Below are 19,630 nucleotides of genomic sequence, written 5' to 3' on the forward strand. Positions count from 1 at the left end.
GATTCGGGGTGGGCCGGGCCGTCTGAAAGGCGCCGGCCCGTAGAACGGGCCGAGGAGGGCCGGGTGACGACCTATGACGATCGAGCGAGCCTCACAGATCTGACCACCACAGCGGAGCGGGTGCGCCGGTCGGTGGAGGGTGTGATCGAGGGCAAGCCTGAGGTCGTACGGCTTTCGCTGACCGTGCTGCTCGCCGAGGGGCATCTGCTCATCGAGGATGTGCCGGGCGTGGGCAAGACGATGCTGGCCAAGGCCCTGGCGCGGTCCATCGACTGTTCGGTGCGGCGCATCCAGTTCACGCCGGACCTGCTGCCGTCCGACATCACCGGTGTGTCGATCTTCGACCAGCAGCGGCGTGACTTCGAGTTCAAGCCGGGCGCGATCTTCGCCCAGATCGTGATCGGCGACGAGATCAACCGCGCGTCGCCCAAGACGCAGTCGGCGCTGCTGGAGTCGATGGAGGAGCGCCAGGTCACCATCGACGGCAAGACGTACGAACTGCCCAGCCCCTTCATGGTGGTGGCCACCCAGAACCCGGTGGAGATGGAGGGCACCTACCCGCTGCCGGAGGCGCAGCGCGACCGCTTCATGGCGCGCGTGTCGATCGGGTACCCCAGCGCGGACGCCGAGCTCCAGATGCTCGATGTGCACGGCGGCGTCTCGCCGCTCGACGATCTGCAGCCGGTGGCACACGCCCACGACATCGTGAAGCTCATCGACGCGGTACGCACCGTCCATGTCGCCGACTCCGTGCGGCGGTACGCGGTGGAGCTGGTGGCGGCCACCCGCAGCCACCCGGATCTCAGACTCGGCGCCTCGCCGCGCGCCACGCTGCATCTGCTGCGGGCGGCGAAGGCCTCGGCCGCGCTCAGCGGCCGTGACTACGCCCTGCCGGACGACATCCAGGCGCTGGCGGTCCAGGTGCTGGCCCACCGCCTGCTGCCCACAGCTCAGGCCCAGTTGAACCGGCGTACGGCGGAGCAGGTCGTACTGGAGATCATGCAGCGCATCCCCGTGCCCACGTCCGGCGGCGCCGAGACCTCCTATGTCCCGGGCCGGCCGACATCGCAGCCGCCGCTCTACGGCCAGCAGCCCGGCGCCCGGCGGCTGTGATGTCGGCCGGGGGCCCCGCCGCCACGGAAGGCAAGGACTCGGGCGGACTGCGGGCGGCCCTGGGCGGACTGACGACGCGCGGCCGTTCCTTCCTCGCGGCGGGGATAGCCGCCGCGGTGTGCGCGTATGTCCTCGGACAGGGTGATCTGCTGCGCGTCGGACTGCTGCTCGCGGTGCTGCCGCTGGTCTGCGTCGCCGTGCTGTACCGCACCCGCTACCGGGTGGCGGGCAGCCGGCGGCTCTCGCCCGCGCGCGTGCCCGCCGGCTCGGAGGCGCGCGTGCATCTGCGGATGGACAACGTCTCGCGGCTGCCCACCGGGCTGCTGATGCTCCAGGACCACGTGCCGTACGTGCTGGGTCCCCGGCCCCGGTTCGTACTGGACCGGGTCGAGGCGGGCGGGCGGCGCGAGGTGTCGTACCGGGTCCGCTCGGATCTGCGCGGGCGCTATCCGCTCGGCCCGCTCCAGCTGCGGCTGAGCGACCCGTTCGGGATGTGCGAGCTGACTCGTTCCTTCAGCGCTTTCGACATGCTGACCGTCATCCCGCGGACCGAGGCGCTGCCCGCCGTGCGGCTCGCCGGTGAGTCCTCGGGCTACGGCGACGGCCGCCACCGCTCGCTCGCGCTGGCCGGTGACGACGACGTGATCCCGCGCAACTACCGCTACGGCGACGATCTGCGCCGGGTCCACTGGCGCTCCACCGCGCGCTACGGCGAGCTGATGGTGCGCCGCGAGGAGCAGCCGCAGCGGGCCAGATGCACGGTGCTGCTCGACACCCGGCGCATCGCCTATCAGGGCGCGGGTCCCGACTCCGCCTTCGAGTGGGCGGTGTCCGGTGCGGCCTCCGCGCTGGTGCACATGCTGGAACGGGGCTTCTCGGTGCGGCTGTTGACGGACACCGGAAGCTCGGTGCCCGCCGAGGGCGCCGACGGCTTCGCCGGCTCGACCCAGGAGTCCGCGGACTCCGCGGGTCTGATGGACACGCTCGCCGTCGTCGACCACTCCGACGGAGCCGGGCTCTCGCGCTCGTACGACGTGCTGCGCGGCGGGAACGAAGGACTGCTGCTCGCGTTCTTCGGCGATCTCGACGAGGAGCAGGCGACCCTGGCCGCGCGCATACGCCGGCGCAGCGGGGCCGCCGTCGCCTTCGTCCTGGACAGCGGGTCGTGGGTCACGGGCGGCGCGATCGAGGGGGCGGTCGAGGACCGGCTGCGGCTGCTGCGCGAGGCGGGCTGGACGGCGCTGGCCGTGGCGCCCGGGGCGCAGCTCTCCGATCTGTGGCGCCAGGCGGGCCGGGAGCGCACCGAGTCCTCCGGCAGCGGTACGAACGGTTTCTCTGGGGGTTGGTCATGAGCGGTCGCGGAAGGCTGGCCCTGTGCGCCTACGCCGCCACGCTGATGGCGGCGGGCGCGATGCTGCCGCTGATCGAACCGGCCAGCTGGATGCTGCAGGCGGTGTTCCTGCTGGCCATCGTGAGCGGTGTGGGGGCGCTGGCCCGGCGCGTGCCGCTGGCCCGGCCGCTGACTGTGGCGGTGCAGGCGCTCGTTCTGCTGTTGCTGCTCACCCTGCTCTTCGCCCGGGGCCAGGCGATTCTCGGCGTGCTGCCGGGTCCCGATGCCTTCCAGCGGTTCGGCGAGCTGCTGAACGCGGGCGGCGAGGACGTCGGGCGGTACGCCATCCCGGCACCGGCGACCGACGGCATCAGGCTGATGGTGCTCGGCGGTGTGCTGCTGATCGGCCTCGCGGTCGACGCCCTCGCGGTGACCTTCCGCAGCGCGGCCCCGGCCGGACTGCCCCTGCTCGCGCTGTACTCGGTCGCCGCGGGCCTGTCCGGCGGCGGCGCGAGCTGGCTGTGGTTCCTGCTCGCGGCCACCGGATATCTGGTGCTCCTGCTGGCCGAGAGCCGCGACCGGCTGTCCCAGTGGGGCCGGGTCTTCGGCGGTGCAGCTACCGCACAGGGCCCCACGGCGGGCAGATACGTCCCCCCAGGAGGCGCCACCCAGGCGCTGGCACCGGTCCGCACGGGCCGCCGGATCGGCGCGCTCGCGCTGGGCGTCGCGCTCGTGGTCCCGGCGGCGCTGCCCGCACTGGACGGGGGGCTGCTGGACAGCGCGGGCAACGGGAACGGCTCCGGCCCGGGCGGCGGCACGATCTCCGCGGTGAACCCGCTGGTCTCGCTGCAGGACAGCCTCAACCAGCCCGAGGACCGCGAGGTCATCCGGTATCGCACCAACACGACGCAGACCAAGGACCTCTATCTGCGGATCGTCGCGCTGGACCAGTTCGACGGGACCGCGTGGAAGACCTCGCAGCGCGACATCTCGGATGTGCCGAATCAGCTTCCCCAGGCACCGGGCCTGAGTCCGTCCGTCGCGGTCACCGAGATCAAGACGAACGTCTCGGCGGCGGGCTCGTACAAACAGAGCTGGCTGCCGCTCCCCTACCCGGCGACCAAGGTGGCGATCAAGGGACGCTGGCGTTTCGAGCCCGAGGGCCGGACGCTGGTCGGCGACCGCGGTCAGGACACCCGCGGCGCGCAGTACACCGTCACCAGCCTGATGGTGAAGCCGACGGCGGAGCAGCTGTCTTCGGCGCCGCGCGCCCCCGCCAAGCTGCTGAGCGAGTACACCAAGGTCCCCGACGCGCTGCCGGGCGACGTCAGGAACATCGCGAAGAGCGTGACCAAGAGCGCCACGAACGACTACGAGCGTGCGGTCAAGCTCCAGGACTGGTTCGCCGTCACGGGCGGCTTCCGCTACGACACCCAGGTGGAGTCCGGTACGGGCGCCGGCGCGATAAGCCGCTTCCTGAAGAGGAAGGAGGGCTTCTGCATCCACTTCTCCTTCTCGATGGCCGCGATGGCCAGGACGCTCGGCATACCCGCGCGGGTCGCGGTGGGCTTCACCCCCGGATCCCCGCTCTCCGACGGCAGCATGTCCGTCGGTCTGCAGGAGGCCCATGCCTGGCCCGAGCTGTACTTCGAGGGCGTGGGGTGGACGCGGTTCGAGCCGACCCCCAGCCGGGGCACCCCGCCCGACTACACCCGGCCCCAGTCGCCGAGCGGCGGGCCGAGCACCCCGGCGCAGCCCCAGGGAAGCGCCTCCGCGGAGCCTTCGACCGCGCCCTCCGAGACGGACAACTGCCCGCCGCAGGCGCGCCGCCTCGGTGACTGCGGTGCTGCCGCGCCGCAAGAGGTCGCTCCGCCCACCGACCCGGGAACCCCGGCGAGTACCTGGGTGAGTCTGGGTCTGGGCATCGTGGCGCTGGTGCTGGTGCCCCTGCTGCCGATGCTGTGGCGGATCAGGACGCGGGCACGGCGGCTGCGCTCCGGCGGCCGGGCGCCCGCGGGCGCCGCGGATCCGGCGCTGGTCTCGCTGCAGAAGACCACTGACGGGCCGGTGGCCGACGACGAGCGCGCGCTCGCGGAGGAGTCGGCCCGGACGCTGGCGACCTGGCAGGAGATCTCCGACCTGGCCTGGGACCACGGCATCCTGCCCGACGAGTCGCAGACGCCGCGGAAGGCGGCTGCCCGCATCGTCCGGCTGGGCAAGCTGGAGAACGAGCCGGCGGACGCGGTGCACCGGGTGGCCCGGGCGGTGGAGCAGGTGCTCTACGCCCCGGAGCCCCGGCCGGTCACGGGGCTCGGGGACGACGCCCAGCAGGTCCGTGCCGGGCTGCGGGCAGCGGCGAGCCGTGGAACCCGTCTGCGGGCCCTCCTGGCGCCCCGCTCGACCGTCCGGGTGGTGTGGGCCCTCTCTGCGCGCTGGACGGCGTTCACGGACCGCTGGGGGGTGCGCGCGACGGCGAGCAGGTGGGGGCTGCTGGACAGGTGGCCGGGCATCCTGCGCCGGCCGTCCCGGCAGCGGGGCTGACGCCTTCGGCCCGAACGGGCCTTGGTGTCATGGGGTCGGCGCAAGCCGGCCCCATGACCGGGCTCATCTGCGGGTGAGCCGGGGCGAGTGGGCGGGCACAGGGCTGAGGCGAGAGAGCCGACATACGGCTGAGGGGCGACGCGTTCTCGCGTCGCCCCTCAGCCGTATGTCGTGTGTTCCGCTTGCTGCCGCCGATCGGCTCAGCGGCCCTGGCCACCCTGCTCGTCGCGGCGGCGCTGCCACCGCTCCTCGATCCGGTGCATCATCGACCGGCGCTGGCGGGGCCGACGGCGAGCCGTGGCTGCCGTGTCCCCCAGGGTCTGCTGCTCACCCGGTTTGGGCGCCTTGCGCCATCCGGTGACCGCGAGAACCGCACAGCCGAGCATGACGAGAAATCCCACCACGCTGATCCAGATCTGCTGCGCGACCATTCCGGCCATGAGGAGCGCGATACCCACCAGGAAGCCCGCGACTGCTTGGTAGACCCGTCGTCGGGTGTACGTACGCAGCCCGCTTCCCTCAAGCGCTGTAGCGAACTTGGGATCTTCGGCGTACAGCGCTCGCTCCATCTGCTCGAGCATTCGCTGCTCGTGCTCCGAGAGCGGCACGGAGTCCTCCTAGTCGTCGGCCGCGGGGGGCGACCGGTATGCGGCCCTTTCAGGATAGGCAGGGAATCGCCCCCGTGAAACCCGCCCTCTAACCCAATTCGCCAGTCCGGGCCGCCATGGCGGCTCAGGTGCTGAGGCGTAGATTCCCCAACCTCCGATCCGTCATGCCGGATGGTGTCCCCCGATCATACGGGGCGAAGGCCACGATCGGGTGGTGTGTGGCGTACTCCATGTGCGGTTGCGCCGCTGATCAGCCCTGCTTCTCGCCCAGTACGTGCAGCTGGGTGGCGACGGCGTGGAAGGCGGGCAGTTCGGCCGCGGCCGCCTCAAGCTTCAGCAGCGCGTCGAGCGCTCCGGGCTCGGTGTCGACCAGGACGCCAGGGACGAGGTCGGCGAAGACCCTGACGCCGTGTACGGCGCCGACCTCGACGCCCGCCTCCGCGACGAGTTCGGCGAGCTGCTCGGCCGTGAAGCGCCGCGGCACCGGGTCACCGGCGCCCCAGCGTCCGGCGGGGTCGGAGAGCGCCTGGCGTGCCTCGGTGAAGTGCCCGGCGAGTGCCCTGGCCAGGACGGCGCCGCCCATACCGGCGGCCAGCAGGCTGATGGCGCCGGAGGACCGGAGTGCGTCCACCGCGTTGCGTACGCCCTCGGCCGGGTCGTCCACGTACTCCAGGACTCCGTGGCACAGCACCACGTCGTAGCCGCCGCGCTCGACGACGTCGAACAGGCCGTGGATATCTCCCTGGACGCCGCGGACCCGGTCGGCCACACCGGCTTCGGCGGCGCGACGCTCCAGCGCGAAGAGCGCGTTGGGGCTGGGGTCGACCACGGTGACGCGGTGCCCGAGCTGGGCCACGGGCACCGCGAAGTAGCCGCTGCCGCCGCCGGTGTCGAGGACGTCCAGGGCATCCGTCCCCCTCGCCTTGGCCCGGCGGTCGAGGGCGTCCTTGAGGACGTCCCAGACCACGGCGGTACGGAGGGAGGCGCGGGGGCGCATCGGGTCCGACACGGCAGTTGACTCCTCGGGCGGTTGTACTCGGGCGGTTCTACGGTGAAGACGCAGACCACCCTATTGCCTTCGCCGACCGCCCCCGGCCTCTGCCGGTCCGTTGTCTCACCCCGCGGCATCTCCCGTCCCCGGCTGCTCAATCCGCGGCTGGGGCAGCACAGGCTGGAGCACCAGCATCCGCTCGACCAGGCGCAGAAACATGGCCGCGTCACGGAGCAGGTCGTCGGCGTCGCGGGCGCCGGCCGCGCCCTGTATCCCCGCCTCCGCGCGCGCCCTGCGCCGGGCGCCCGAGGCGAACAGGGCGCTCCACTCGGTCAGTTCGGGCGCTATCTCGGGCAGGACTTCCCAGGCGCTTCGGATCCGCTGCCGCCGGCGGGCGCTGGTCTCGGGCCGGCCGCGGGCGGCGAGGACCGCGGCCGCGGTGCGCAGGGCGGCCAGATGGGCCGTGGCGTACCGCTCGTTCGGCGTGTGGAGAGTGGTGGCCTCGTCCAGTCCGGTACGGGCCTGGGCGAGCAGGTCGAGGGCGGCGGGCGGTGCCGTTGCCCGCCGCAGGACGGGATGCACGTCCTTCGCCGGTCCGGTCAGTGAGGGGGCAGGGCCGGTGGCGCGGCGCCGGTGTGCGGCTGCTGCGTTGGAGCTGGCCATGACGAACCTCCTGTCGTCGTGTGACGGCACTGTGGCCGTATGTGTCCATCGTGAGGGGGACCACTGACAATCGGCTCTGACCTGCTTGTTCTCTGTGGGGACGGGGGCGGGGCCGACGGCTAAGGTGAAGTCAGGAGTTCTGCGGCCAGCCCCCGGAGCAACCATGCGCGGACATCGCGCCGACCCGCCCGACGATGGGCAGCATCTGCTGATCACCCTCGGCCGGCTCGTCGACCAGGCCCTGGCGCAGATCAAGCTGCAGCGGGCCCGGGTAGAGCTGGCCATGGCCCTGCAGCGCCATATGCTCCCGCCCGCGCTTCCGGTCCTTCCCGGCCTGCGCATCGCCGCCCGGTACTCGCCCTCACGGGACGGTCTCGACGTGGGCGGCGACTGGTACGACGCCTTCGTGATGATGGACGGGTCGCTCGGCCTCGCGATCGGCGATGTGCAGGGCCATGACGTGGAAGCCATCGCGTTCATGGGGCAGGTCCGCACCAGCCTGCGCGCCATCGCCGAGACGACGAGCGATCCGCGCGAGGTGCTCGGCCGCGCCAACAACCTGCTGATCTCCATGGGCGGCGGCTTGTTCGCCACCTGCTGCTTCCTTCGTTTCGACCCGGTCAGCAGCGACCTCACGGTGTCCAGGGCGGGCCACGTCCCGATGATCTGGGCCACGGCGAGCGGCCGCTCGGGCATCGCCCTCGACCGGGGAGGCCCGCCCCTGGGTGTCCTGCCGGGCGAGCTCTATCCGGTGACACACCGACGGCTCACCGAGCCAGGAGTCCTCGTCCTGCTCACCGACGGGGTCGTCGAAGGACCGACCTATCCGATGGAGGCCGGACTGGCCGAGGTGGCCCGGCTGGTCAAGGTGGGCTTCGACGCCGACCCCGACGTGCTGGCCGCCACCGTCATCAAGGTGGCCGACCAGACGGGTCACAGCGACGACGCCGCCGTACTCGTCGTCCGCTACGACGGCCCGCGTGGGCCCGGGTGACCGGTCTTGCCCCGTCTGACTCGCCGCAGCCTTGGGGGGAGCGCAGACTGCTGTGGTGCGCACTGCGGAGATCGGCCGCTATGGACCTCCTGCGCTGCGGATCCTCGCTGTCGCCGCCGTCTATTACGGGTCCGCCCGGCTCGGGCTTCTGCAGCAGCTGGTACGCGGTCAGGTCACGCCCCTGTGGCCGCCGACCGGCGTGGCCCTCGCCGGTCTGCTCCTCCTCGGCCCGCGGATCTGGCCGGGCATCGCGCTCGGCGCCTTCCTGGTCAATGTGTCCATCGGCCCCACCCCGCTCGCGGTGCTGGGCATCGTCGCCGGCAACACGCTGGCTCCGCTCGGCGCGTACGCGATGCTGCGGCGGGCGGACTTCCGCACCGAGCTGGACCGGCTGCGGGACGGGCTGGCGCTGATCTTCCTGGGCGCACTGGCCGGAATGCTGATCAGCTCCACCGTGGGCAGCGGGGTCCTGGTGCTCTCCGGGGCGCTGGACGCGGACGACTTCTGGCCGACGTGGTCGGTGTGGTGGACCGGTGACGCGATGGGGGTGCTCGCCGTCACTCCGTTCCTGCTCGCCCTGCGCCGGGCCCGGTGGCCGGGCGACGCCGGGATCGGCCGCTGGATCGAGGCGTCGGCCCTGCTCCTTGGCACGCTCTTCGTAGCGATTCTGGCCACCAGTACGAACAGTTCGGCCCTGCTCTTTCTCGTCTTCCCGTTCCTGATCTGGGCGGCGTTCCGCTTCCAGCTGACCGGTGCGGCCCCGTGCGCGCTGCTGGTGATGACGCTGGCGATCCTCGCCGCGGCCCGCGAGTCCGGCCCCTTCGCCCATCACGACCTGCTCGAGAACATGGTCACGCTGCAGGCCTTCAACGGCACCACGGCACTGACCGCCCTTCTGCTCGCGGCGGTCATCACCGAGCGGAACAAGACCCATGAGGAGATCAAGCGGCTCTGCGTGCAGCTCACCGAGATGGTGACTCATATGGATCCCCGTGACGGGCCGCAGACCGGTCGGTGAACCGCCGGGTTTTGCTTCGGTCAGGGATCGGAGGTAGTTTTTGAACTGACTAGTCAGTTCAAAAATGGGGGAGGGTACGTGGACAGCCCGCACGGGGCGGCCGTCACCGCCGAGGACTTCGGGCTCAAGGGCCCGCGCGGCTGGGCGTTCCGCTCGGTGAACATCGACGCGGAACCCGGCTCGCTGATCGCGATCGAGGGCCCGTCCGGCTCGGGCCGCACCTGCCTGCTGCTCGCGCTCACCGGACGGATGCGTCCCGCCGAGGGCCATGCCCAGGTCGGCGGCCTGGCGCTGCCGCGCAAGATGGCTGCCGTACGCCGCATCAGCGCGCTCGGTCATGTGCCGGGCGTCAGCGAGCTCGACCCGGCGCTGACCGTCGCCGAGCATCTGCGCGAACGGGCCCTGCTGCAGCGCCGTTTCGACGTCTCGCTGCGCGCCCTGCTGCGGCCGCGGGCCGAGCGTCTGGCCGCGGCTCGCAGCCGTGTCGACGAGGCGCTGGAGGCGGCCGGGCTCGACCTGGCGACGCTCCCCAAGGAGAAGCGCACCTCCGTACGCGATCTGGAGCGGCTGGAGGCGCTGCGCCTGTCCGTCGCCCTCGCGCTGATCGGCCGGCCGCGGCTGCTCGCCGTGGACGACACCGACCTCAAGCTCTCCGACACCGACCGGGCCGAGGCCTGGAAGCTGCTGCGCTTCGTCGCCGACGCGGGCACGACGGTGCTCGCGGTGTGCAGCCAGGCGCCCAAGGACACGACCATCATCCGCACGAACGAGGAGGGGGCGGCCGATGCGCTCGCCGAAACTGGCCGCGCTTGAGCTGAAGCGGTTCGGCAGGGGGAAGCTGCCGCGCGCCGCGCTCGTCGCGGTCCTGCTGCTGCCGTTGCTGTACGGCGCGCTCTACCTGTGGTCCTTCTGGGATCCGTACGGACAGCTCGACAAGATCCCCGTCGCGCTCGTCAACGACGACAAGGGCGCCACCGCCTCCGGCAAGAAGATCGCCGCGGGCGACGAGATCACCAAGGGCCTGCGCGAGAGCAAGGTCTTCGAGTGGCACGAGGTGAGCGAGGCCGAGGCCCGCAAAGGCGTCGAGGACGGCGCGTACTACCTCTCGCTGACCATGCCCGAGGACTTCAGCGCGCGCATCGCCTCCAGCTCCGGCGACTCCCCCGAGACCGGCGCCCTTCAGGTCCGTACGAACGACGCCAACAACTACATCGTCGGGCAGATCTCACGGACGGTCTTCTCCGAGGTCCGCACCGCCGCCTCCGTCAACGCCTCCCGCACCTTCCTCGACCGGATCTTCATCTCCTTCTCCGGCATCCACGACGCCACGGAGAAGGCAGCGAAGGGCGCCGACCAGCTCAAGGGCGGGATCGGCAAGGCGAAGAAGGGTTCCAAGGATCTCGCGGACGGGCTGAAGGACGCCAAGAACGGCAGTGGCAGGCTGGCCGGCGGCCTGGTCAAGCTGAACAAGGGCGCGAGCGATCTCGAGACCGGCTCCCAGCAGGTCTCCGACGGCACCCAGGCGCTCGCCGACAAGGTCAACGGGGTGGCCGCCGACGTGCGCCCGTACCTCAAGGACAACGGCAAGGCGATCGGGGACGCGGCCCGCCTGGTCGCCGACTCCTCCCAGGCGATACGCCACAACCTCGACATCCTCGTGAAGACGGCCCCCGGCGCCGCGGCCCTGGCCCACAAGTCGGCCGACGAGCTCAGCGCCATCTACAAGGCTCACTGCGAAGACGCACTCCTCCCCGACCCCACCTTCTGCCCCGCCCTCAAGCGGGCGAAGGTCACCGCGGCCGATGTCGCCAAGATCGCCGACGACGTCAACGCGCTGGTGAAGGGCAACAGCGGCGATCTGAAGAAGCTCGACGGCCAACTCGCCGATCTGCAGAAGAAGGCGAACGATCTCGCCAAGCGCTCACCGCGGCTCGACGAGGACCTGGAGTCCGCCGTCGGCAAGATCAACGACCTCAACTCGGGTGCCAAGAAGGTCGCTCAGGGCGCGGACAAGCTGCACACCGGACTGAGCAGCGCCAAGGCCGGCTCCACCGATCTCGACACCGGTGTCGGCAGGCTCAAGACGGGCGCGGGCAAGCTCGACGGCGGCATGTTCAAGCTCGCCGACGGTTCGACCGAGCTGGCGGGCGGACTCAACGACGGCGTCGGCAAGATCCCCGACTACGGCAAGAGCGACCGCGACCGCCGCACCGAGGTGATGGCCGACCCGGTGAAGCTCGCCAATCAGTCGCTGCACAAGGCGCCCAACTACGGCACCGGCTTCGCCCCGTACTTCATCCCGCTCTCCCTCTGGGTGGGCGCCATGGTCGCGTACATGATCATCCAGCCGCTGAACCGGCGGGCCCTCGCCGCGGGCGCCTCCGCATGGCGGATCGCGGTGGCCGGCTGGCTGCCCGTAGCCGCGATCGGTCTGGCGCAGGTGGCGGCACTGATGTCCGTACTGCACTGGGGTCTTGGCCTGAAGATGGCGTACGCGGCCGGGACCATCGGCTTCCTCGCCCTCGTCACCTGCTGCTTCGCCGCGATCATCCAGTGGCTGAACGCACGCTTCGGGGCCGCGGGCCGCATCCTCGTCCTGGCGGTGCTGATGCTCCAGCTGACCTCGGCGGGCGGCACCTACCCCGTCCAGACCAGCCCAGGGTTCTTCAACGCCATCCACCCCTTCCTCCCGATGAGTTACGTCGTCGATGCGCTGCGCAGGCTCATCACCGGCGGCGGTCTCGGCCCGGTCTGGCAGGCATGCGCGGTGCTGATCGCCTTCACCGCGGGCGCGCTCGCGCTGACCGCGGTCTCCGCCCGGCGCAAGCAGGTGTGGACGCTCGACCGGCTGCACCCCGAGCTGAGCCTGTGAGAGCGCGCGGACCTGTGAGAATCGATTCCATGGACGACGCCATGGACGCCAAGGACAGCACCAGCACAAGACGCCGGGCGACCCGGGCGAAACTCTACGAGGCAGCGGTGACGCTCATCGCCGAGCAGGGTTTCTCCGCCACCACGGTGGACGAGATCGCCGAACGCGCCGGGGTCGCCAAGGGCACGGTCTACTACAACTTCAAAAGCAAGACCGAGCTCTTCGAGGAGCTGCTGCGGTACGGCGTCGGCCTGCTCACCGCCTCGCTCCAGTCCGCCGCCGACGAGACGGCGGAACGCGGCGGCACCAAGGTCGAGGCGCTGGACGCGATGATCAGGGCCGGTCTGGTCTTCATAGACCGCTATCCGGCCTTCACCCAGCTGTACGTCGCCGAACTGTGGCGCACCAACCGGGCCTGGCAGTCGACCCTTCTCGTCGTACGCCAGCAGGCGGTCGCCGTCGTCGAGACAGTGCTGCGGGAGGCCGTCGAGAACAGCGAGTTGAGCGAAGAGATCGACATTCCGCTGACGGCGGCCGCGCTGGTCGGGATGGTGCTGGTGGCCGCGCTCGACTGGCAGGCGTTCCAGCCCGAGCGGTCGATAGACGATGTGCACTCCGCCCTGTCGCGGCTGCTGCACGGCCGCGTCAGCGGTCGCTGAGGCCCGGCCCAAGCACGCGCACAGAGACACGAAAGCGCCGGTCCGGCGAGGCTCGATCCCCCCGAGCCCCGCCGTACCGGCGGTGTTCCCCCCACGTCCCCGTACTCCCCCGATCCGTCAGGGGAGCCGCGCCGTTCCGCCGCCCCGTGTCGGCGGTGCCGGCGCCGCGCCCCCTCCGTGGTCCCCACTCTTCCGTCTGCGCAGGTGAGACCCCATCCGCGCGCGTACTCATCTCACCTACTAGGTACGGATACTCAGCCCTGCGCACTCATCCCCACCCGCGGCGCGCGGCGACTGGTTACGATCGCGTCCGTGTCCGTACTCCCTCTCGTCTTCACCAGCGGCTGGGCCAGCGGGATCAACGCCTATGCGGTGGTCCTCCTGTTGGGCGTCTTCGGCGCGACCGGGCTCACCGACGAGGTGCCCGCATCTCTTCAGCGCACGGATGTCCTGATCGTCGCCGGGGTGCTCTTTCTCTGCGAGGCGGTGGCGGACAAGATCCCGTACGTCGACTCGATATGGGACTCCGTGCACACCGTGGTCCGGCCGGTCGCGGGAGCGGTCGTGGCCGCGCTGCTCGCCGGGGAGAGCGGCTCGCTGCCGGAGCTCGCGGCGGGCGCGGTCGGCGGCTCGACCGCGCTGATGAGCCATCTGGTCAAGGCCGGCAGCCGGATGGCGATCAACACCTCGCCCGAGCCGTTCAGCAATATCGCGGTGAGCACGGCGGAGGATCTGGGCGTCGCCGGGATCATCACCTTCGCGATATTCCATCCGGTGGCGGCGGCGGTCATCGCCGGGACGCTGCTCGCGCTGGGCATGGTGACCGTGGTCTTCCTGGCCTCGCGGATCCGCCGGTTCTGGCGGCGCCGGGCGCAGCGGAGGGTGGAGAGACGGCCGGCGGCGGCAGGGGTCGACAGACCGCCGTGGTGACCGGGCCGCCCGGACCGGCTGTCAGTGGCGGCCGATAGGGTCGCCGACATGGGACGGATTGCGGTGATCGGCGCCGGGATGGGCGCCATGGCGGCTGCCGCCCGGCTGGCCGTGGCAGGCCACCGGGTGACGGTGTACGAGCGCTCGGAGACGTACGGCGGCGCGGTGGGCCGGTACGAGCGCGAGGGCTTCGTCTTCGACACCGGTCCGGGTCTGCTCCATCTGCCCGCCGTCTGGCGGGACTTGTTCGTCAAGACCGGCAAGGAGCCGCTGGAGCAGTGCGTGGGGCTCGTCCAGGTGGACCCGTCGAGCCGTCACATCTTCGCGGACGGCGCGGCGGTGTCCCTGCCGAACGCCTCACGGGCCGGAATCGTCTCCGCGCTGGACGAGGCACTTGGCTCGGGCGCGGGCGAGCGGTGGGGCGAGTTCCTGGGCCGGGCGCGGGACGCCTGGGAGCGCACGCGGCGGCCGCTGCTGGAGGAGCCTCTGCGCGCCGACTGGCAGGCGCTGGGACGCGACCCCTATCCGGCGCTGCGGCAGCGCAGGCTGCTGCGCGCCCGGCAGGCGTCCACCATCGCGGAGATCGGTGCCTGGGAGCTGGCCGACCCGCGGCTGGCGGCACTGCTCGACGCCTGCGCGCTGACGTACGGCCTGGATCCACGCCATGCTCCGGCGAGCGCCGCCCTGCTGCCGTACATGGAGCAGACCTTCGGCAGCTGGTACGTCGAGGGCGGGATGCGTGAGCTGGCCCGAGCCGTGTACGAGCGGTGTGCGGCCCGGAAGGTGCAGTTCGCCTTCGGGTCCGAGGTGACGCGGGTCCTGGAGAAGGACGGCCGGGCGGTCGGCGTCGAGCTGGCCGGTGGCGCGGTCGCCGGGGCCGATCATGTGGTGGCCGGCGTCGATACGGCGGGGCTGGTCGGGCCTGGGCTGTGGCGGGACAAGGACATAAAGCCCCAAAAGGGAACTGGGGACGGGCCGTTGCCGGGCCGGTTCACGGTACTGCTCGCCCTGCGCGGGGCGCGCCCCGCATCGGCCGTCCACCGCACGGTGGTGCACTCCCCCGCCGCGGGGGCGGAAGCGGCTGCCGTCTTCGGCGGACGGACCGAGGCGCGGCCCACCGTCACCGTGCTGCGGCCCGGCGATCCACGGACCACTCCCGACGACGAGCACGAGGCGGTCACCCTCACGGCCACGGTCACCGGACACGGCGGCGCGGTCGACTGGACGGACGCGGCGCTGCGCGAGCGCTACGCCGACGCGCTGATCGCGGCCGCCGGCGCGGCCGTTCCGGAGATACGGGACCGGGTGCTGTGGCAGCAGATCCTCACGCCCGCCGAGACGGGAGCGCTGCCCGCGCCCGCGCTGGCGGGCGCCGGTGGGCGGTATCTGCACCCGGCGAACAGCACCCGGCTGCCGGGCCTGTATCTGGTGGGCGGCCACGCGCACCCCGGCGGCGGACTCGCGCATGCGGGAATGTCGGGAGCGCTGGTCGCCGGTCTGATCGTGGAGGGCGCGGGCTTCCGCGGCTCTCAGTGACGACTCAGTGGGACTGCCACTCGGACTGACGGGACGTCAGTAGCGGTACTGCTGCTCGTTGTACCCGGTCCCGTTGTCGTAGCCGTAGCCGTACGGCGAGGGCTGCTCCTGCGGCATCGGCGGCACCTGCTCGCCGTCGCGCTGCTGCGGGACCCACACCCCACCGGGCGGCGTCTCGCTGTGCTGAGGCTGCGCGTAGGGGTCGGCGTACTGCTGCTGGCCGCCGTAGCTGTCGTAGCTCTCGTACGCGTTGTACTGCTGGCCGCCGGCATACGGGTCGGAGTACGCGGCGTACTGCTGCTGCCCGGTCCCGTAGTCGTACTGGCCGGCGTAGGCCTCCTGGCCCGCCGGCTGCTGCTGGTCGTAGCCGGAGTAGTAGTTGTCGTACATGCCGCCGTACTGGGCGTAACTCTGGTCCGGCTGTTCCTGCTGCTGTTGTTGCTGCTGCTGCGCCGCGTAGGCCGCTTGGCTGTACACGCCGTACTGCCCGGTGTCGTCCGGGAGCGGCTGCGGCTCGTAGACCGGCTCCGGATCGGGGTCCGCGGCCTCGTACGCGAGGTCGGAGACCTCCAGCGTGGGCTCGCGCGGCGGGGCGTCCGATCGGGGACCTGACTTGCGGCGGCGGCTCTCGCCCGGGCTGCCGCCGAGCGCCCAGCCGGTGGAGAAGCCGCGACGGAAGGAGAGGGTGACATACGTCTGGCCGAGCGCGAAGGCTATGGCGCCCACCGCGATCACCACGACGGAGGGCAGCAGTACGCCGAAGACCACACCGAGGAATCCGACGAAGGCGAGCAGCCGCCAGCGCAGCCGCGCCTTGTACTGCAGCAGCACCTCACCGAGCAGCCACAGCGCGACGACACCGAACGCGATATAGAGGACCGTCCAGCCCATGCCCGCCCCTCTCCTACGGCCGCCGCCCCGGGTCGGGTCGGGTACGACCGATCACGACTGCCCGTGCAGTCCGAGATTCTCGTAGATTTCGAGCGTCGCCGTGGAGTTGTTGAGCGTAATGAAGTGCAGTCCGGGGACTTCCTCGGAGAGCAGCCGTGCACAGAACTCCGTTGCGTACTCGATCCCAATGGAGCGTACAGCGGCCGGATCCTCCTTGACGGTGAGGATCCTCTCTTTCAGGTCCGCCGGGAACGTGGCATTGCTGAGCTGCGCAAACCGCTCCAGCTGCCTGACGCTGGTGACCGGCATGATCTCCGGAATGATCGGCGTGCGGCAGCCCGCGGCCTCGACCCGGTCACGCAGCCGCAGATAGTCCTCGGGCTGGAAGAACATCTGCGTGATCGCGTAGTCGGCCCCGGCGCGGCACTTGTCGACGAAGTGGCGGATGTCGGCGTCCCAGTCCTGCGAGCGCGGATGCATCTCGGGGAAGGCCGCGACGCCGACGCAGAAGTCGCCGGACTCCTTGATCAGCCGGACGAGCTCGGCGGCGTACTGGACGCCCTCGGGGTGCTTGACCCACTCGCCCATGGGGTCGCCGGGCGGGTCGCCCCGGACAGCGAGGATGTTGCGGATCCCCGCGTCGGCGTACTGGCCGATCATGTTGCGCAGCTCGGCGATGGAGTGGTTGACCGCCGTGAGGTGCGCGACCGGGGTCAGCGTGGTGTCGGCGGCGATCTGCTCGGTGGCCTTGACGGTGCCCGCGCGAGTGGATCCGCCGGCGCCGTAGGTCACGGATACGAAGTTCGGGGCGACTGCCTCGACCCTGCGCAGCGCGTTCCAGAGGTTCCGCTCGCCCTTCTCGGTCTTGGGCGCCCAGAACTCGAAAGAGTAGGACGTCTTACCGGTCGCGAGCAGGTCGCGCACAGTACGTGCGTGATCCGTCCTGGTCGAAGCTGTGCCAAGGGCCATACTCGCAGATTATCCAGGGCCTGAGGGTCACCCAACCCGAGTCCACCCATCGGACAGTGAAATTCACCAAAAAGCCTACTGGCCGTAGGTCCGTATCCGCTTGGTGAGATCCGCGGCGGCGGCTGCCGGATCGTCGGCCTCGGTGATCGCGCGTACGACGACGATCCTGCGGGCGCCCGCCTCCAGCACCTCGTCCAGATTGCCCGCGTCGATACCGCCGATCGCGAACCAGGGCCGGTCGGTCCCGAGCCCCGCCGCGTAGCGCACGAGGCCGAGCCCGGGCGCGTACCGCCCGGGCTTGGTGGGGGTGGGCCAGCAGGGGCCGGTGCAGAAGTAGTCCACGCCGGGCTCGACGGCGGCGGCGTCCACCTCGGACTCGGCGTGTGTGGAGCGGCCCATCAGGACGTCCTCGCCGAGCATCGCGCGGGCGGCGGGTACGGGGATGTCGCCCTGTCCGAGATGCAGCACGTCGGAGCCGATGGCGTGGGCGACGTCCGCGCGGTCGTTCACGGCGAGCAGCTTGCCGTGCCTGCGGCAGGCTTCGGCGAAGACCTGGAGGTGTTCGAGCTCCTCGGCCGCCTCCATGCCCTTGTCGCGCAGCTGCACGATGTCGACCCCGGAGGAGAGCACGGCGTCGAGAAAGCCGTCGAGGTCGCCCTGCTTCTTCCGGGCGTCCGTGCACAGATAGAGCCGGGCGTCGGACAGCAGCTCACGAGCCGTGGACATGGGTGTTCCCCCCGTTGGGTCGGCGGTGTGCGGGCGGGGGCCACTCGGCCTCTGCCCGCACACCGCGTGGTGTTGTCCTTCCGGCGTCCGGGGCGCCGAGAACCGGACGCTCAGGACTCCGGAAGCCAGGTCAGACGGCGAGCGCCTGGGCCCGGCGCTTCACCTCCGTGCCGCGATTCTCGCTGAGCGCCTGCGCGGGCGTGCCCGGCAGGCTCGGGTCGGGAGTGAAGAGCCACTCCAGCATTTCTTCGTCGGTGAAGCCGTCGTCCCTCAGGAGGGTCAGGGTCCCGGCGAGACCCTTGACCACCTTGTTGCCGTCGATGAAGGCGGCAGGTACCTGAAGCGCCCGGTTCTCACCACGGCGCACGGCGATCAGCTGGCCTTCCTTGACCAGCTGCCGTACGCGTGTCACCTCGACATCGAGCATTTCCGCGATGTCGGGAAGGTGGAGCCAGGCGGGGACGAGAGCATCGATCTTTGCGTCAATCTCGGTCACAGGACAAGCGTGCCATCCCGGACTGACAGTCGGTACCCGGACCCTGCCCGGACTACGTCTGTGCCGCCGTCTTCAGAGGGACCGACGGGTCGGTCGCGAGGTCCGGATCCAGCCGTGCGCCGGCCAGGATGAGCTTGCGTCCCTGCGCCAGGTCGCGGGCTCTGCCGACGGCGAGGAGTGCGACCAGGGCGCCCTCGCGCAGCCAGAGCACCGTCCAGGCGGCGTCCGCCGGATCGCCGCGCCACACCATCGTGTCGGCGGTGGCGTGGTGGCCCGCGTACTGCACGAAACGGCCGAACTGTTCGGACCAGAAGTACGGCACCGGGTCGTAGACCTGCTCCGGCTCCCGGCGAGCGCTCGCGATGACATTGGCGGCCACCGTGTGCGGCCCCTGCAGGGCGTTGTCCCAGTGGTGCACGAGCAGCCGTTCGCCGTAGCGGCCGGACGGGAAGGAGGCGCAGTCGCCGACCGCGTACACATCGGGCAGCGAGGTGCGCAGATGCTCGTCCGCGGTGATTGCGCCGTCCGGGCCGAGCGCGATGCCGGAGCCCGCGAGCCAGCCGGTGGCGGGGCGTGCGCCGATGCCGACGACCACGGCTCCGGCCGGGAGCTCACGGCCGTCGGCGAGGATCACCGTTCCGGGCTCGATGCCGGCCACGCGCGCGTGGGTGATGAGTTCGACGCCGTACTGCGCGTACCAGTCGGTCATCGGGGCGGCGACCTCTGCGGGCAGGGCGCCCGCGAGGGGCCGGTCGGCCGCCTCGACGACGGTGACCGTGCAGCCGGCCTCGCGGGCGGCCGTGGCGAATTCCGCGCCGATCCAGCCCGCGCCGACGACCACTATGTCGTTCTGCTCGACGAGGACGGGGCGCAGCCGTGCGGCATCGTCGAGGGTGCGCAGCAGATGAACCCCGGCAACGCCCTCGGCGCCCGGCAGCGTGATCGGCTCGGCGCCGCTGGCGATGACCAGGACGTCGTACGGCACGGCTCCCGCCTCGGTGTCCAGCTCATGATCGCCCGGGCGCACGCCCTGCACCTCGCAGCCCAGCCGCAGCTCGATGCCGAGTGCCTCGAAGTCGACCTCGAAGGCCGAGCCCTCGGCCTTGCCGAGCAGGATCGCCTTGGAGAGGGGCGGCCTGTCGTACGGCTGGTGGGGCTCGGCGCCGATCAGGGTGACGGGTCCGGTGAAGCCCTGCTCGCGCAGGGCCACGGCGGTCTGGACCCCGGCCATTCCCGCGCCGACGACGACCACGCGCCGCGCTGCCTGTGCTGTCTGCTGCTGCTCGCTCACCC

General features: G+C 71.3%; 18 protein-coding genes. 10 read left to right on the top strand and 8 right to left on the bottom strand.

The features are described from left to right. Positions 1-63: 63 nt before the first annotated feature. Genes OG741_RS10935 through OG741_RS10945 form a run of 3 tightly spaced genes read left to right on the top strand, consistent with a single transcriptional unit; the run spans position 64 to position 4,984 of the window. Positions 64-1,113, top strand: coding sequence for an AAA family ATPase (locus OG741_RS10935; protein WP_405596619.1), 1,050 nt, complete (start codon positions 64-66; stop codon positions 1,111-1,113). Beyond that, positions 1,113-2,465: a DUF58 domain-containing protein gene (locus OG741_RS10940; protein WP_405596620.1), complete on the top strand. Its 1,353-nt coding sequence runs from the start codon at positions 1,113-1,115 to the stop codon at positions 2,463-2,465. Before OG741_RS10935 ends, OG741_RS10940 begins: the two co-directional genes overlap by 1 nt. Continuing rightward, positions 2,462-4,984, top strand: a complete 2,523-nt coding sequence (locus tag OG741_RS10945) for a transglutaminaseTgpA domain-containing protein (RefSeq protein ID WP_405596621.1) — start codon at positions 2,462-2,464, stop codon at positions 4,982-4,984. The genes OG741_RS10940 and OG741_RS10945 overlap by 4 nt, the downstream gene beginning before the upstream one ends. 200 nt (positions 4,985-5,184) lie before the next feature. Here OG741_RS10945 and OG741_RS10950 read toward each other — a convergent pair whose 3' ends face one another. From OG741_RS10950 to OG741_RS10960, 3 genes are all read right to left on the bottom strand, one after another. Further along, positions 5,185-5,592 (bottom strand): DUF3040 domain-containing protein, encoded by a 408-nt coding sequence (locus tag OG741_RS10950; protein ID WP_266477362.1) that lies wholly within the window; start codon positions 5,590-5,592, stop codon positions 5,185-5,187. 250 nt (positions 5,593-5,842) lie between these two features. Beyond that, complete coding sequence (locus OG741_RS10955; RefSeq protein ID WP_266477360.1) at positions 5,843-6,601, bottom strand: methyltransferase; 759 nt, start codon at positions 6,599-6,601, stop codon at positions 5,843-5,845. Positions 6,602-6,706: 105 nt separating this feature from the next. Beyond that, on the bottom strand, positions 6,707-7,246 hold the full coding sequence (locus OG741_RS10960) for an SAV_6107 family HEPN domain-containing protein (RefSeq protein ID WP_405596622.1): 540 nt from the start codon (positions 7,244-7,246) through the stop codon (positions 6,707-6,709). Positions 7,247-7,409: 163 nt separating this feature from the next. On the opposite strand from OG741_RS10960, the gene OG741_RS10965 reads away from it, so the two are divergent. The 7 genes from OG741_RS10965 (at position 7,410) to OG741_RS10995 (ending at position 15,255) form a co-directional block, all read left to right on the top strand. Then, a complete protein-coding gene (locus OG741_RS10965) occupies positions 7,410-8,240 on the top strand; it encodes a PP2C family protein-serine/threonine phosphatase (RefSeq protein ID WP_405596623.1) in 831 nt (276 codons plus the stop codon). A 55-nt stretch (positions 8,241-8,295) separates the two neighbouring features. Beyond that, entirely contained in the window at positions 8,296-9,258 is a 963-nt protein-coding gene (locus tag OG741_RS10970; RefSeq protein WP_405596625.1) for an MASE1 domain-containing protein, read from the top strand. 78 nt (positions 9,259-9,336) lie between these two features. After that, positions 9,337-10,071 carry an ATP-binding cassette domain-containing protein gene (locus tag OG741_RS10975; protein WP_405596626.1) on the top strand — a complete coding sequence of 245 codons (735 nt, stop codon included), beginning with the start codon at positions 9,337-9,339 and terminating at the stop codon, positions 10,069-10,071. Further along, a complete protein-coding gene (locus OG741_RS10980) occupies positions 10,043-12,130 on the top strand; it encodes a YhgE/Pip family protein (protein WP_405596627.1) in 2,088 nt (695 codons plus the stop codon). Before OG741_RS10975 ends, OG741_RS10980 begins: the two co-directional genes overlap by 29 nt. A 29-nt stretch (positions 12,131-12,159) precedes the next feature. Then, positions 12,160-12,789, top strand: coding sequence for a TetR/AcrR family transcriptional regulator (locus tag OG741_RS10985; protein WP_405596628.1), 630 nt, complete (start codon positions 12,160-12,162; stop codon positions 12,787-12,789). A 312-nt stretch (positions 12,790-13,101) separates the two neighbouring features. Beyond that, positions 13,102-13,719, top strand: a complete 618-nt coding sequence (locus OG741_RS10990; RefSeq protein WP_405596629.1) for a DUF4126 domain-containing protein — start codon at positions 13,102-13,104, stop codon at positions 13,717-13,719. A 48-nt stretch (positions 13,720-13,767) separates the two neighbouring features. Next, the gene (locus tag OG741_RS10995; RefSeq protein ID WP_405596631.1) at positions 13,768-15,255 is read left to right on the top strand and encodes a phytoene desaturase family protein; all 1,488 of its coding nucleotides are present in this window, start codon (positions 13,768-13,770) and stop codon (positions 15,253-15,255) included. A gap of 36 nt (positions 15,256-15,291) precedes the next feature. Here the strand turns inward: OG741_RS10995 and OG741_RS11000 are convergent, their stop codons facing one another. The 5 genes from OG741_RS11000 to OG741_RS11020 all read right to left on the bottom strand — a co-directional run bounded on the left by OG741_RS11000 (position 15,292) and on the right by OG741_RS11020 (position 19,628). After that, positions 15,292-16,146, bottom strand: a complete 855-nt coding sequence (locus OG741_RS11000; RefSeq protein WP_405596632.1) for a hypothetical protein — start codon at positions 16,144-16,146, stop codon at positions 15,292-15,294. A gap of 51 nt (positions 16,147-16,197) precedes the next feature. After that, complete coding sequence (metF, locus tag OG741_RS11005; RefSeq protein WP_405596633.1) at positions 16,198-17,115, bottom strand: methylenetetrahydrofolate reductase [NAD(P)H]; 918 nt, start codon at positions 17,113-17,115, stop codon at positions 16,198-16,200. A gap of 75 nt (positions 17,116-17,190) precedes the next feature. After that, positions 17,191-17,841, bottom strand: a complete 651-nt coding sequence (gene thiE / locus OG741_RS11010; protein WP_405596634.1) for a thiamine phosphate synthase — start codon at positions 17,839-17,841, stop codon at positions 17,191-17,193. A gap of 130 nt (positions 17,842-17,971) precedes the next feature. After that, the gene (locus OG741_RS11015; protein ID WP_266477341.1) at positions 17,972-18,337 is read right to left on the bottom strand and encodes an Rv2175c family DNA-binding protein; all 366 of its coding nucleotides are present in this window, start codon (positions 18,335-18,337) and stop codon (positions 17,972-17,974) included. Positions 18,338-18,389: 52 nt separating this feature from the next. Continuing rightward, positions 18,390-19,628, bottom strand: a complete 1,239-nt coding sequence (locus OG741_RS11020) for an NAD(P)/FAD-dependent oxidoreductase (protein ID WP_405596635.1) — start codon at positions 19,626-19,628, stop codon at positions 18,390-18,392. Between the last annotated feature and the right edge of the window lie 2 nt (positions 19,629-19,630).

Origin of the sequence: Streptomyces sp. NBC_01410, assembly GCF_045040195.1 — a bacterium.
In the GTDB taxonomy this organism is placed as follows: domain Bacteria; phylum Actinomycetota; class Actinomycetes; order Streptomycetales; family Streptomycetaceae; genus Streptomyces.